General features: G+C 64.0%; 12 protein-coding genes. 1 reads left to right on the plus strand and 11 read right to left on the minus strand.

All coding sequences use genetic code 11. The annotated features are described in order from the left end of the window. Positions 1 to 81: 81 nt before the first annotated feature. On the minus strand, positions 82 to 1,902 hold the full coding sequence (locus LU493_RS09385; RefSeq protein ID WP_275287526.1) for a putative bifunctional diguanylate cyclase/phosphodiesterase: 1,821 nt from the start codon (positions 1,900 to 1,902) through the stop codon (positions 82 to 84). 278 nt (positions 1,903 to 2,180) lie between these two features. Here LU493_RS09385 and LU493_RS09390 point away from each other — a divergent pair, with 278 nt between their 5' ends. Further along, positions 2,181 to 2,972 (plus strand): 2OG-Fe dioxygenase family protein, encoded by a 792-nt coding sequence (locus LU493_RS09390; protein ID WP_275287527.1) that lies wholly within the window; start codon positions 2,181 to 2,183, stop codon positions 2,970 to 2,972. A 128-nt stretch (positions 2,973 to 3,100) separates the two neighbouring features. On the opposite strand, the gene LU493_RS09395 is transcribed toward LU493_RS09390, so the two are convergent. From LU493_RS09395 to trpB, 10 genes are all read right to left on the minus strand, one after another. Next, complete coding sequence (locus LU493_RS09395) at positions 3,101 to 3,685, minus strand: YceI family protein (RefSeq protein WP_275287528.1); 585 nt, start codon at positions 3,683 to 3,685, stop codon at positions 3,101 to 3,103. Between the two features lie 24 nt (positions 3,686 to 3,709). Then, complete coding sequence (locus LU493_RS09400) at positions 3,710 to 4,264, minus strand: cytochrome b (RefSeq protein WP_275287529.1); 555 nt, start codon at positions 4,262 to 4,264, stop codon at positions 3,710 to 3,712. Between the two features lie 83 nt (positions 4,265 to 4,347). Next, positions 4,348 to 5,571 (minus strand): O-succinylhomoserine sulfhydrylase, encoded by a 1,224-nt coding sequence (locus LU493_RS09405; RefSeq protein ID WP_275287530.1) that lies wholly within the window; start codon positions 5,569 to 5,571, stop codon positions 4,348 to 4,350. 10 nt (positions 5,572 to 5,581) lie between these two features. Continuing rightward, positions 5,582 to 7,099 carry an amidophosphoribosyltransferase gene (purF, locus tag LU493_RS09410; protein ID WP_275287531.1) on the minus strand — a complete coding sequence of 506 codons (1,518 nt, stop codon included), beginning with the start codon at positions 7,097 to 7,099 and terminating at the stop codon, positions 5,582 to 5,584. A gap of 208 nt (positions 7,100 to 7,307) precedes the next feature. Further along, entirely contained in the window at positions 7,308 to 7,883 is a 576-nt protein-coding gene (locus tag LU493_RS09415) for a CvpA family protein (RefSeq protein ID WP_275287532.1), read from the minus strand. Positions 7,884 to 7,888: 5 nt separating this feature from the next. Next, the gene (locus LU493_RS09420; RefSeq protein ID WP_275287533.1) at positions 7,889 to 8,569 is read right to left on the minus strand and encodes an SPOR domain-containing protein; all 681 of its coding nucleotides are present in this window, start codon (positions 8,567 to 8,569) and stop codon (positions 7,889 to 7,891) included. Between the two features lies 1 nt (position 8,570). Then, complete coding sequence (gene folC, locus LU493_RS09425) at positions 8,571 to 9,869, minus strand: bifunctional tetrahydrofolate synthase/dihydrofolate synthase (protein WP_275287534.1); 1,299 nt, start codon at positions 9,867 to 9,869, stop codon at positions 8,571 to 8,573. Between the two features lie 10 nt (positions 9,870 to 9,879). After that, positions 9,880 to 10,923, minus strand: a complete 1,044-nt coding sequence (gene accD, locus LU493_RS09430; protein WP_275287535.1) for an acetyl-CoA carboxylase, carboxyltransferase subunit beta — start codon at positions 10,921 to 10,923, stop codon at positions 9,880 to 9,882. A gap of 78 nt (positions 10,924 to 11,001) precedes the next feature. Beyond that, entirely contained in the window at positions 11,002 to 11,805 is an 804-nt protein-coding gene (gene trpA / locus LU493_RS09435) for a tryptophan synthase subunit alpha (protein ID WP_275287536.1), read from the minus strand. Between the two features lie 9 nt (positions 11,806 to 11,814). Beyond that, positions 11,815 to 13,029, minus strand: coding sequence for a tryptophan synthase subunit beta (gene trpB, locus LU493_RS09440; protein WP_275287537.1), 1,215 nt, complete (start codon positions 13,027 to 13,029; stop codon positions 11,815 to 11,817). Positions 13,030 to 13,035 lie beyond the last annotated feature (6 nt).

A 13,035-nucleotide genomic window follows, 5' to 3' on the forward strand; every position in this document is an offset into this window, starting at 1 on the left:
GTGTGACTCACGATGACTCCGGGTCGTCCACGAAAAGGGGGTCATTCTACGCCATCTCGATGACCATCGTGGTGTATCGCCCTACCTGGACCAGCCCGCCGTGCCATCCAGCAGTACCTGGATGTCCGGTGCCGGCATGGGGCGATAGAAGAAATACCCCTGGGCCAGATCGCAGTGCATCTCGCGTATCAGGGCGAGTTGTTCGGCATTCTCGACACCTTCGGCCACGACTTCGAGTCCCAGGCGATGCCCGATGAAGATGGCCGCTTCCATGATGGCGCGATCCTCGGGCTGCCTGGGTGCATCTCGCATGAAGGTTCGGTCGACCTTGAGAGCCGTGACCGGAAAGTGCTTGAGATAGCTCAGCGAGGAATAGCCGGTACCAAAGTCATCGATGGCAATACGCACGCCCCGATGGTAAAGGCGTCTCAAATTCTCCAGCACCAGGGGGTCAGCCTCGATAAGGACGTTTTCGGTCAGCTCGATACCGACATCCCGAGACGTCAGGCCATGTCGCTCCAGGCACGCCTCGAAACGCGACAAGGTGTCAGGTCGCAACATCTGACGGCCCGAGAGATTGATGTCGACACGCGAGTCCAGGAAGCCCGCCCTGCGCCATGCCGCCTGTTGCCGACAGGCTTCCTCCATGACCCAGTCACCCAGTCGGTGGATCAGGCCCGATCGCTCTGCCAGCGGGATGAATTCCCCTGGAGAAACGAAGGAAGAGGCACCTCGTGGTTGCCAGCGCAGCAGGGCCTCGAGGTTCTCGATACGACCGCTGACCACGGAGACCTGAGGCTGGTAATGCAGGCTCAGTTCGCGATGTTCGATGGCCTGCTCGAGCTGTTCGACCATGCGCTGCTGACGCACCAGTTCGTCATGATGGTGCTGCTGGAAGAACTGCAACCCGCCCGGACCATCCAGCTTGGCCCGGTTCTTGGCCACATCGGCGTTGCGGATCAATTCCCGGGCGCTCAGGCCGTTTTCGGGGAACAAACTGACCCCGAGCGCCGCCGTGACCCGGCGCTCTCCGTTATCCACCGCGAATGGCCGACGCAGGGTCTGCTGAACCTTGCCGACGAGTCGACAGACATCTTCACGCTGGTTGACCCCCGGAAAGGCCAGCACGAATTCATCGCTCGCGACCCGGGACATCAGATCGGTCAGTCGCTGCTCCAGCCCCAGCCGTCGGGCCAGCTCGACCAGTACGCTATCCCCTTGCTCATAGCCCAGAGCGTCGTTGATCTCGGAAAACCGATCGACATCGAGATAGATCAACGCCAGGCCGGCGCGCCGACGCAGACAGCCTTCCAAGGCCTCTTCCAGTTCGGTTTCGAAGGCATGGCGGTTGGGCAGGTGGGTCAGGGCGTCGAAATGCGTGACGAAAGCCAGGTCACGACGCGCGCGCTTCTGGTCGGACAGGTCGACATCGACGCAGAACATCAAGGGGGACTCGGTGTGCTCACCGAGCATTACATGGTGGGAGAACACCGGCACCCGTTCACCACTGTGGTGCTTGAGTTCAATTTCCTCGGCCGGTATCTCCCTGCCCTCCGCGATCCAGGCGCGATGCGCCTCGATCATCCCGTCGCGCATCTCGTCGGGAATGATCAGGTCCTCGAGCAGCCTGCCGCTCGCCTCATCGGCGGTGTAACCGTAAAGCGTTGTACTGGCCTCGTTCCAGTAGATGACGCGGCGGTCTCGATCATAGCCCTGTACCGCGACCCTGGGGAGGCTCTCGAGCAGCGCACGAAAGCGCTGTTCACTTTCCTGATACTGGCGCCTGACGCGCTCCACGTCGTCCGGCGACGTCAGGGCCGTATGGGGTTGCGGTACATGCCCTCGACCTCTCACCCCTATGCGACTCAACCACCGTCGCAGACGCGAAGCGCGACCGACCATGTCCATCCTCGTTGCTGTGGGAAGAAGTCGGCATGGAGTCTGAGAAACCTCATGCGACATCCATGACCGAGCATGATGCAAACTGTCATCGATGTCACGCAAGTTCAACCGTCATCGTCGCGATGATGCCCCCGAAATGAACGACTTGTCGCTTGCGGCAGCGCCGAACCCTTTCGACCCTTTGACATTTGGTTACATTTCTTCTCCTTTCCTTACTGTTGCCTGGAATCCTCCGGCAACGCTTCGGGCGATACGGCCCTCAGGAAAGGAGTCATTCCATGAAACTCGATACCCTCAAGTACGGTTTCGATAGTACTACCATGCCACCGGACCCCCTCGGCGATTACTGGTCGTCCGAGGTAACCTCGCAACTGGCACACCAGGACTGGGCGATGACCGACCTTCGAGATCGCCTCGACCTGCCTGCCTGGCAGACCTTCACCGCGGATCTACCGAGGGATCCCTACGTCAATCAGCGCTGGAAGCGCATGTCGTGGCTGTCCCTCGACCGGGCCGGCGAGGTCCAGGACATGGGGTCCTGCCCCATGGCTCAGGGGGGAGCCTTCAACGATGCCGAGAGCATGGCCGACCGGCTGCGCTACTATGCGCCCTTGACCGAGACCTTTCTACAGCGTCCCGACGTCAAGGCCTTCGTGCGGGCCTGGGCCAGGCTCTGGGGCCTCCAGGCCAATGAGCCGATCCTGATGCAGATCACCGGCGTCAGGGGCGAGGGGCAGATCGATCCGCTCCAGGGCCAGGGCATCCATGCCGATGGGTGCAAGGCCTTGAGCATCATGGTGGTCAGTCGTCACAACGTGACCGGTGCCGACAACCATCTCTATGTCGACAAGGCCGGTACCCGACCGGTGGCCGATGCGACGCTCGACCCGGGCGACATCCTGCATCTGCGAGACGACCGGCTCTACCACAGCGTGGATGCCATCACTCAACAGGATACCGAGGCGCCCTTCGAGCGGTTCATCATCATTATCAACAGTCGGTTCGTGGATCCGTTCCAGAACCGTATCCTGCGGCGCCACTTCCCCGACGCCGTGCTCAACGAGGCGTGATCAGCCTCCCCAACCGGATGGCGGCGTTCGTCGCCATCCCCTGACGAACGACACCCCCGGCATTCGCCGGGGGTGTCGTTTCCTTCACCGTCTTGCGGTCATGTGACTCGCCATCGGCGAACGTCAGCTCATTGACGAATCCCCTCGAACGTCACATACAGCTCGAGCTCATGCATCGACTCGGGGAAGCTCGACATGTCGATGCCGTAATCGGCGAGCGTCAAGGTAGTGCTGCCTTCGAAGCCGGCACGATAGTTCCCCCATGGATCGTCGCCCTCGCCGAGCAGGGTGACCGGCATCTCGATCTCGTTGGTCTCACCGTGCAGCGTCAGATCACCGGTCAGCACGCCCTCGTTCTCGCCGGTGGACTCGAAGCCGGTGGACGTGAAGGTGGCCGTGGGATACTCACCGACGTCGAGAAAGTCATCGCTCTTGATGTGCTTGTCGCGTTCGGCGTGATTGGTGGTCAGGCTGCTCACATCCACCTCGACGTCTGCCGCGGACTCACCGGGATTTTCCGGATCATAGCTGAAGCCCCCGGAGAACTCCTCGAAGGAACCGAGGATGTAGGAAAAGCCCAGATGGTTGATCTTGAACTGGACGAAGGCATGCTGGCCCTCGGTGTCGATGGTGTAGTCGGCGGCCTGCGCCTGGGCCAGCGGCACCAGTGAGGCGGCCGCCAGGGCGGCAGTCAGCGCGGTCTTCTTGAACATCGTGTCGTTCTCCTTCTTCAGTCTTCAGTGACGGCGAGTGTAGCGCGGCAACAGCATGCGCACGAGAACATCGTGACGATCGATCAGATGATGCTTGAAGGCCGCCAGGGCATGGCCCGCCGCCAGCACGATCAGTGCCCAGGCGGCATACCAGTGGATCGTCCCCGCCAGCGTCGCCTGATCGGGCAACCCACTGATCAACGCCGGCACTTTGAACCAGCCGAAGACATCGATGCCCTCGCCCTCGGCAGTGGAAATCAGATAGCCGCTCACGAGCACCAGCAGCATGAGGCAGTACAGCAGGATATGCCCGGCATGGGCTGCCAGGCGCTCCAGCCGGTGCCCCCGGGCAGCCGGCGTGGGCTGCAAGAGACGCCAGACCAGTCGACCCAGGGTCGCGAACAGCAACAGCATGCCCACGCTGCGATGCCACCAAGGTGCCAGGTTGTACCAGCTGTCGTAGTAATCCAGTCCCGTCATCCACCAGCCCAGCACGAAGAGGCCGACGATGGCCAACGCACTCAGCCAGTGCAGCAGGATGCTGACGAGCCCCCAACCGAAACGCGAGTTACCCCACATGCGCAATCATCCCGAAACGTCATGACATGAGCGTCACTATACGATGCGTCACCCGTCCGGTCCGCTGAAAATAGCCGAACGCTTCATTCGGAAAAACCATTCGACATGCCCCGGCCCAGGGCATCCAGTCCACGAGCCAGATCCGCCCGAATGTCCTCGAGATCCTCGAGACCGACCGCCACGCGAATCAATCCCTCGCTGATCCCGGCCGAGGCCTTCTGTGCCTCTGAAAGGCGCCCATGTGTCGTGGTACCGGGATGCGTGATGGTGGTCTTGGCATCGCCCAGGTTGCCGGTGATCGACAGCAGCCGGGTAGCGTCGATCACGGACCAGGCGCCCGCGCGCCCACCCTTGACCTCGAAGCCGAGCACGGCACCGAACGCCGCTTGCTGGCGCGCGGCCAGCTCATGCTGCGCATGAGCCTTCAGGCCGCTGTAGTGGACCCGTTCCACCGCCGGATGGGCATCCAGCCATTCGGCCAGTGCCTGGGCGCTGGCACAGTGTGCCCGCATGCGCAGGCCGAGCGTCTCGAGCCCCTTGGTGAAGATCCAGGCATTGAAAGGACTCAGGCACGGACCACAGGTGCGCACCACCCCGTAGACCTCCTCGAGCGCCTTGTCGGGGCCGACCACGGCGCCTCCGACCGCCCGCCCCTGCCCATCCAGGTACTTGGTGGCCGAGTGGATCACCAGGTCGGCACCCAGCGCCAGCGGGCGTTGCAGCGCCGGTGTAAGGAAACAGTTGTCGATGGCGAGCCAGGCCCCATGTCGCCGCGCGATATCGGACAAGGCGGCGATATCGACCACCTCGGACAGGGGATTGGATGGTGTCTCGGCAAACAGCAGCTTGGTGGCCGGCGTTATCGCCGCCTCCCACGCCTCGAGATTCGACAGCTCGACATAGCGCGTGGTGATACCCAGCTTGCCCAGGTACTTGTCGAACAGACTGACCGTGGAGCCGAACAAGGAACGCGAGGCGACGATCTCGTCGCCGGTGGACAGCAGCGCCAGCGCCGTGGCAAGAATCGCCGACATCCCGGAGGCCGTGGCCACGCAGCGCTCTCCGCCTTCGAGCGCCGCCAGGCGCCGCTCGAAGGTATGTACCGTCGGGTTGGTGAAGCGCGAGTAGATATTGCCCGGTTCTTCGCCGCCGAACTTGCGCGCCGCCTCGGCGGCACTGCCGTAGACGAAACTGGACGTCGGAAAGATCGGCTCGCTGTGTTCCTGCTCGGCGGTGCGCCGATGACCGGCGCGTACCGCCAGGGTGGACAGGCCCCAGTCATCACCGATCTGGTCATCATCATGCATGGCGCGTCCCTCAGTCGATGTCATCTTCCTGATTATGCATGCCGACCAGCGCATGGTCACCGGCACTCGAGGCCTTGGCTTCATCGTTGCGCATCGCCTCGAGCTCGGCCAGATAGGCATCATCAATATCGCCGGTGATGTAACGGCCGTCGAAGACCGAACAATCGAATTCGTCCAGCGCCGGATTCACCTCGCGGCATGCTTCCTTGAGGTCATCCAGATCCTGATAGATCATCCGGTCCGCGCCGATCAATTCGCCGACCTCGGCTTCGCTGCGACCATGGGCGATCAATTCGCTGGCCGCCGGCATGTCGATGCCGTAGACATTGGGATAGCGAACCGGTGGCGCCGCCGAGGCAAAATAGACCTTGCGGGCACCCGCTTCGCGAGCCATCTGAATGATCTGGCGACAGGTCGTCCCCCGCACGATGGAATCATCGACCAGCAGTACGTTCTTGCCCTGGAATTCGATATCGATGGCATTGAGCTTCTGGCGAACCGACTTCTTGCGCTGAGTCTGGCCCGGCATGATGAAGGTCCGACCGATATAGCGATTCTTCATGAAGCCTTCGCGATAGGTCACCCCCAGATGCTGGGCCAGCTCCAGGGCCGAGGTCCGCGAGGTATCGGGGATCGGGATCACCACATCAATATCGTGGTCCGGCCACTCGCACTGAATGCGATCCCCCAGTTTGCGGCCCATCTGCATGCGCGTGCCGTAGACATAGGCACCATCGAGCAGGGTGTCAGGGCGCGCCAGGTAGACGTGTTCGAAGATGCATGGCGCGAGGCGAGGTTGATCCGCGCAGCTCTCGGTGTGAATGCTGCCATCCATATCGACGAAGATCGCTTCGCCGGGCGCCAGGTCGCGATGCAGATCGAAGCCGCCGACGTCGAGCGCCACCGACTCGGAGGCGATCATCACCTCCTGACCCTCGCCTTCGTCACGAGAGCCGAAGACCACCGGGCGAATACCATTGGGGTCGCGGAAGGCCACCATGCCCACACCGTTGATGATCGCCACGGCCGCATACCCCCCCCGGCAACGGCGATGCACGCGGCGCACGGCATCGAAGATGTCGCCCGGCGCCAGGTGAGGCCCCTGCTTGCCCAGCTCATGGGCGAAGACATTGAGCAACACCTCGGAATCGGAGCTGGTGTTGATGTGGCGCAGGTCGGAGGAGAACAGCTCCTGCTTGAGCTGGTCGGAATTGGTCAGGTTGCCATTGTGAGCCAGCGTGATGCCATAGGGCGAGTTGACATAGAACGGCTGCGACTCCGCCTCGCTGGAAGAGCCGGCAGTGGGATAACGCACATGACCGATCCCCAGGTTACCCTTGAGACGCGCCATGTGACGGGTATGGAAGACATCCCGTACCAGACCGTTGCTCTTGCGCAGCAGGAAGCGTCCCTCGTTCCAGGTCATCATGCCGGCGGCATCCTGGCCGCGGTGCTGCAGCACCGTCAGGGCATCATAGATCCCCTGGTTTACCGCCTGCTTGGCCATCAGGCCCACGATCCCGCACATTACTGCTTACCTCGCTTGCCGTAAGGGAAACACGGTTTAAATGCCTGCGCATGCAAATCGCTTCGTTGCGCGGTGCTCGAAAACTCGCCTAACTACCCGTTATGTCTCGCTTTCTGTGCTCCGTGCGCCTTGCGCTCCACCTGCTCGGCGATTTATTCAGCGTTTCCTAAGTAAAAAGGGTGGTCTTTCACCACCCCTGCAATCCAGACTATTCCATCACGCCGGTATCATCCGCCTTTTCCGGCGCCGGCTCCGCGTCGCCCGGCGCGGACAACGTCTCCAGGGGCGATGTCGAGGCCGGGAGACGGTCCTCCCAGGCCAGCACATGACTCACCGCCCACCCCCGTAGCCGCTCCAGGTCGGGGCGCAATGCGGCCTGCTCCCAGGCCTGAAGCTGCGCCAATGGCGTCAGGCCGATCAGGATGGTCGCCAGCACCAGCACCGCCGCTCCCTTGGCCAGCCCGAAGGCGGCACCGGCCATCCGATTGAACAGCCCCATGCCGACCCACTCCACGGCCGCATGCATCAGACGGATGATCAAGCCACAGGCCAGGATGACGACGAATACCACCAGCACGAACGCCAGTACCAGGCGTCCATCGGGACTCTCGATCACCCCCGAGAACACATCGGCCACCGGCGCGGAGAGCCAGCGTGCCGCCAGCAATGCAACGATCCAGGAGGCAAGCCCAAGGGCTTCGCGGATCAGCCCGCGAAACAAGCCCGTCAAGGTAGTCACGGCCAGCACGGCGATGCACAGCCAATCGAGCCAGGTTAGCGCCATTGCGTTCACTCGGTCCTCACCAGCAGGCCCTGCAGATTGAGCCCGGCCTTGAGCTTGCCCATCACGTCCTCGGCCGCTTCCGAACTGGCATAGGGGCCGACATACACTGTGGTCAACTCATTGTCACGCGCGCGCCGATAGGCAGGATACCCCTGCTCTTTCAGGCGAGTCTGCAAGCGCTCGGCGTTGTCGACCTGGCCGAAGCTACCGACCTGGACCGCCCAGTCGCCACCGGGCGTGGCCTCGGCCTGGCGTTCATCGGCGGCCCGGGCCAATTCGGCGATGGGATCCTCGGCCGGCTCGTCCGTCGGCGCCTGTTCACTCGCGCCGTCGCCGTCGGACACCTGGGTCTCTTCGGCCTGGCTCTCTTCTACCCGGGCCTCTTCGCCCGACGCCGCTTCCTGGCTCGCGCCGCCACTTTCACTCACCACGCTTTCCACCGGCTCACTCGCCACCTCGGTCCCGGTATTCGTGGACGCCTCGGAGGAGCCGTCGTCGAGGCCATCCGGTGGTACCGGTTCCTCGGGATCGCGATGCTCGACCTCGATTGGCTGTTCGATGGTCAATACCGGCTCGGGACGCTCCTCCCGCGGCGCCGGATCGTCGAACAACAAGGGGACGAAGATCACCGCCAGGGCTATCAGAATCAGGGCACCGCTGATCCGCTCGCGCATACCATATTTCATGTCATTCCCTCGATGGGCCGTCATCCGTTTCAGTCTGTGCCCGCGCCGCCCAGGCCGCCAGCACATCGCCAACGGTGAAGAAGGAGCCACAGACCAGCACACGGTCCCCCGGCGCGAGATACGACTCCAGCCAGGCTGCACCGCGTGCCGGCGAGGCTTCGCGATGCACGACCTCCTGACCGAGCGCCTCGAGATGCCCTGCCAGTTCATCGGCGCTGCGTGCCCGTGCCCCCTCCAGGGTGACCGGCAACCAGGCATTGATCGACGGTGCCAGCGCCTTGATCACGCCATCGGCATCCTTGTCGCCCAGCATGCCGAGCAACGCGAAGGTTCGCCCCTCGACGGGACGCTCGGCCAGTCGCCCGGCCACATGGGCCGCTGCCTGGGGGTTGTGGCCCACATCCAGACACCAGGCACCATGCCACTGCATGCGGCCGGGCAGGACGACACTCGCCAGAGCCCGCCGACAGGCCGCCTCGTCGAGTTCGATGCCGGCCAGTTGCAAGGCCGTCAAGGCGGTCGCGGCGTTGTCCAGTGGCAGGCCGGGCTCCGGAAGGCGTTCGAGCACTCGCCCTTCCCCCCACCAGCGCCATGCGCCTGCACCGCGCTCGCCCTCATAGGTCTCGCCCAGGGCATGCACCGGGGCCGGCAGCGACTCGGCGGTGGCGCGCACACTGGCCGGCAGCTCGCGCGATCCCAGCACGGCGGGTCGACCGGGGCGCATGATGCCGGCCTTCTCACGGCCGATATTCTCGAGGTCGTCGCCGAGGAAGGCCGCGTGGTCCCGGGCAATGGTCGTTATCACCGCCACATCGGCGTCGATGATGTTTACCGCATCAAGCCGCCCACCGAGACCCACTTCGAGAATCGCCAGCGCGGGAGCATGCGCACGGATGGCATGCAAGGCACCCAGGGTACCGACCTCGAAGTAGGTCAGGCTGATGGGCTCGCCATCGAGGCGGGCGGCTTCCACCGCCTCGAAACCGGCGATCAGGGTGGCATCGTCAGCTTCGTGCCCATCCAGGCATAGTCGCTCGTTGTAGCGCAGTAGATGGGGAGAGGTATAGGTGGCGGTCGAAAGGCCATGCGCCCGCGCCAGCGCATCGAGCATGGCCACGGTGGACCCCTTGCCATTGGTGCCGGCCACGGTGATCACTCGTCCCGCCACCGGCCCATCGAACAGCCCCATGCGACGAGCGACCTCGTCCACCCGCTCGAGGCCGAGGTCGATGTCCACCGGATGCGCCGTTTCCAGTCGCCTCAGCCAGGCATCGAGCGGGGTGGGGGAAGCATCGTGCATGTCGTCGAACTCAACGATGATCGTCAGGGCGTGGCGACTCGTCGGCTTCCTCGCTGTCCGTCTCCCTGCGCCCATCGGTCGGCGCCTCGGGTTCCGACGCTTCCGCCGCCGCTGCGGTTTCCCCGGGCTGCTGCTCGGCCTGCTCTGCCGCATCGACGAGATCCGGCTCACCGGTTTCGATCGATGCTGGCCCATTGGCCGGCTGATGGGTCAACTTGCGCAACACCCCGCCAAGCCGCTCACGAATGTCCTGACGGTGAACGATCATGTCCACGGCGCCGTGCTCGAGCAGGAACTCGCTGCGCTGGAAGCCCTCGGGCAACTGTTCGCGAACCGTCTGCTCGATGACCCGGGGGCCGGCGAACCCGATCAAGGCATTGGGCTCGGCGACATTGAGATCGCCGAGCATGGCCAGCGACGCCGAGACGCCACCGAAGACCGGGTCGGTGAGTACCGAAATGTAGGGCACGCCGGCCTGCTTGAGTTTTTCCAGGGCTGCGGAGGTCTTGGCCATCTGCATCAGCGAGAACAGCGCCTCCTGCATGCGCGCCCCGCCCGAAGCAGCGAAACAGACCAGCGGAATGCCCTCGTCCAGAGCCTGCGTCGCGGCGCGCACGAACTTTTCGCCCACCACGGCCCCCATCGAGCCTCCCATGAAGGTGAACTCGAAGGCCACGGCCACGACCGGCAACCCCTCCAGGGACCCGCGCATGGCGACCAGACCGTCCTTTTCCCCGGTCGACTTCTGGGCCGCACTGAGACGGTCCTTGTACTTCTTGGAGTCGCGGAACTTCAGGCGATCGACGGGCTCGAGATCGGCGGCGATCTCTTCGCGCCCTTCCTTGTCGAGGAACCAGTCCAGTCGCTTGCGCGCCGTCAGGCGCAGATGGTGGTCACACTTGGGGCATACGTTGTGGTGCTTCTCGAGCTCCGGCAGATAGAGCACCGACTCGCACTTGGGGCACTTTCGCCACAGGCCGTCGGGGACGCTCGTACGCCGCTCCTTGCGCTGAATGCGGCCCACCGAGGGCACGATCTTGTCTAGCCAGCTCATGTCAGAATCGCTTCCCTTTGTGCTGTCGCCCCCGCGAGGCGGGGGCCGAATCGAATCGGTTGGCAGAACAGGCTGCCACTAGGCATCCAGTGCCTGGCGCATCTCACCCAGCACCGCCTCCAGGGCGGCGGGAATCGCCTCGGGCCGTTCGGCGTTCTCGGCGATACGGCTGACCAGGGCACTGCCGACGATCACCCCATCGGCGACACGGCCGACGGCGGCTGCCGAGGCGCCATCGCGAATACCGAAACCGACGCACAAGGGCAAGTCGGTCATCTCGCGCAACGGCGCCAGGTGGGTCGCGATGTCATCGGCATCGGCGGCGGCACCACCGGTCACGCCCTTGAGCGAGACATAATAGAGATACCCTTCGCCATGGGCGCATATTGTAGCGGCCCGGGCCCGTGAAGTGGTAGGGGCCACCAGGAAGATCGAGGATAGTCCCCGCGCCTCGAGCACGGGGCCCAGCAGGTCCGCCTCTTCCGGCGGCATGTCGACGAGCAGCACGCCATCGACACCGGCCTCGCTGGCCCGATCGGCGAAGGCCTCGAAACCGAACCGCTCCACGGGGTTGAGGTAGCCCATCAGCACCACCGGCGTCTCGGGGTCGTCACGGCGAAATTCGCTGACCATCTCGAACAGATGTCCCAGACGCACGTCGTGGCGCAGGGCCCGCTCACAGGCCTTCTGGATCACCGGGCCATCGGCCATCGGGTCGGAAAACGGCACGCCCAGCTCGATGATATCGGCACCGGCACGCACCAGGGCGTGCATGAAGCCCACCGTGTGCGCCGGCGCGGGATCGCCGGCGGTGATGTAGGGAATCAGCGCGCGGCGGCCCTGTGCCTTGAGATCGGCGAAACGTTGATCGATACGGTTCATCAGGCTTCCTCAGAATTCGATGCCGTCGAGCTTGGCGACGGTCATGATGTCCTTGTCGCCACGTCCGGAGAGGTTGACCACGATATGCTGATCGGGTCGCATGGTCGGCGCCAGCCGCTTGGCATAGGCCAGGGCATGGGCCGACTCCAGGGCCGGCATGATGCCCTCCACATGCGTCAGCTCGCGGAAGGCCTCGAGCACCTCCACATCGTCGGCCGCGACATACTCGACTCGCCCCGCATCCTTCCACAGGGCATGCTCCGGCCCGACGCCGGGATAATCGAGCCCCGCCGAGATCGAATGGGTATCGGACACCTGTCCGCCTTCATCGGACATCAGGTAAGTACGATTGCCGTGCAGCACGCCACGCGGTGCACCCGAGGTCAGGGGCGCCGCATGGCGCCCGGTGGCCACGCCATCGCCGCCGGCCTCGACCCCGTACATGGCCACTTCGTCGTCCTCGGCAAAGGGATAGAAGAGCCCCATGGCATTGGAGCCGCCGCCCACGCAGGCAATCAGGGCATCGGGCAGGCGGCCGAATTCCTCGACCGACTGTCGCCGCGCCTCGCGGCCGACCACCGCATTGAAGTCGCGCACCAGCATCGGATAGGGGTGCGGTCCCGCCACGGTGCCGATGATGTAGAAGGTGTCGTCGACGTTGGTCACCCAGTCGCGCAGCGCCTCGTTCATGGCGTCCTTGAGGGTCCGGGTGCCGGACTCCACCGGTATGACCTCGGCACCCAGCAGCCGCATGCGATAGACATTGAGCTTCTGACGTTCGACATCCTCGGCGCCCATGTAGATCTCGCACGACAATCCCAGGCGAGCGGCCACGGTGGCCGTGGCCACACCGTGCTGACCCGCACCGGTCTCGGCGATGACCCTGGGTTTGCCACTCTTCTTGGCGAGCAGGGCCTGGCCGATGGTGTTGTTCACCTTGTGGGCGCCGGTGTGGTTGAGGTCTTCGCGCTTGAGCCAGACCTGGGCACCCCCGAGCTGCCTGGACCATCGTTCGGCATGATAGAGGGGGGAAGGACGTCCCACGTAGTGGGCCAGGTCGTAGTCGAATTCCGCCTGGAACTCCGGATCTTCACGAAGACGTCGATAGGTCTTCTCCAGATCTTCCAGGGCGAAGCTCAGGGTCTCCGAAACGAACCGGCCACCATAGGGGCCAAAGTGGCCACGTTCATCCGGCAGTCGGGTCAGGTCACTGAACTTGCTCACGAAGGA

It is taken from the genome of Halomonas elongata, from assembly GCF_029081005.1.
Classification (GTDB): domain Bacteria; phylum Pseudomonadota; class Gammaproteobacteria; order Pseudomonadales; family Halomonadaceae; genus Halomonas; species Halomonas elongata_B.

Bases quoted from the DNA above. Each gene is read 5' to 3' on its own strand.
- LU493_RS09385 (WP_275287526.1), bottom strand. From the start codon at position 1,902: ATGGTCGGTCGCGCTTCGCGTCTGCGACGGTGGTTGAGTCGCATAGGG.
- LU493_RS09390 (WP_275287527.1), top strand. From the start codon at position 2,181: ATGAAACTCGATACCCTCAAGTACGGTTTCGATAGTACTACCATGCCA.
- LU493_RS09395 (WP_275287528.1), bottom strand. From the start codon at position 3,685: ATGTTCAAGAAGACCGCGCTGACTGCCGCCCTGGCGGCCGCCTCACTG.
- LU493_RS09400 (WP_275287529.1), bottom strand. From the start codon at position 4,264: ATGTGGGGTAACTCGCGTTTCGGTTGGGGGCTCGTCAGCATCCTGCTG.
- LU493_RS09405 (WP_275287530.1), bottom strand. From the start codon at position 5,571: ATGCATGATGATGACCAGATCGGTGATGACTGGGGCCTGTCCACCCTG.
- purF (WP_275287531.1), bottom strand. From the start codon at position 7,099: ATGTGCGGGATCGTGGGCCTGATGGCCAAGCAGGCGGTAAACCAGGGG.
- LU493_RS09415 (WP_275287532.1), bottom strand. From the start codon at position 7,883: ATGGCGCTAACCTGGCTCGATTGGCTGTGCATCGCCGTGCTGGCCGTG.
- LU493_RS09420 (WP_275287533.1), bottom strand. From the start codon at position 8,569: ATGAAATATGGTATGCGCGAGCGGATCAGCGGTGCCCTGATTCTGATA.
- folC (WP_275287534.1), bottom strand. From the start codon at position 9,869: ATGCACGATGCTTCCCCCACCCCGCTCGATGCCTGGCTGAGGCGACTG.
- accD (WP_275287535.1), bottom strand. From the start codon at position 10,923: ATGAGCTGGCTAGACAAGATCGTGCCCTCGGTGGGCCGCATTCAGCGC.
- trpA (WP_275287536.1), bottom strand. From the start codon at position 11,805: ATGAACCGTATCGATCAACGTTTCGCCGATCTCAAGGCACAGGGCCGC.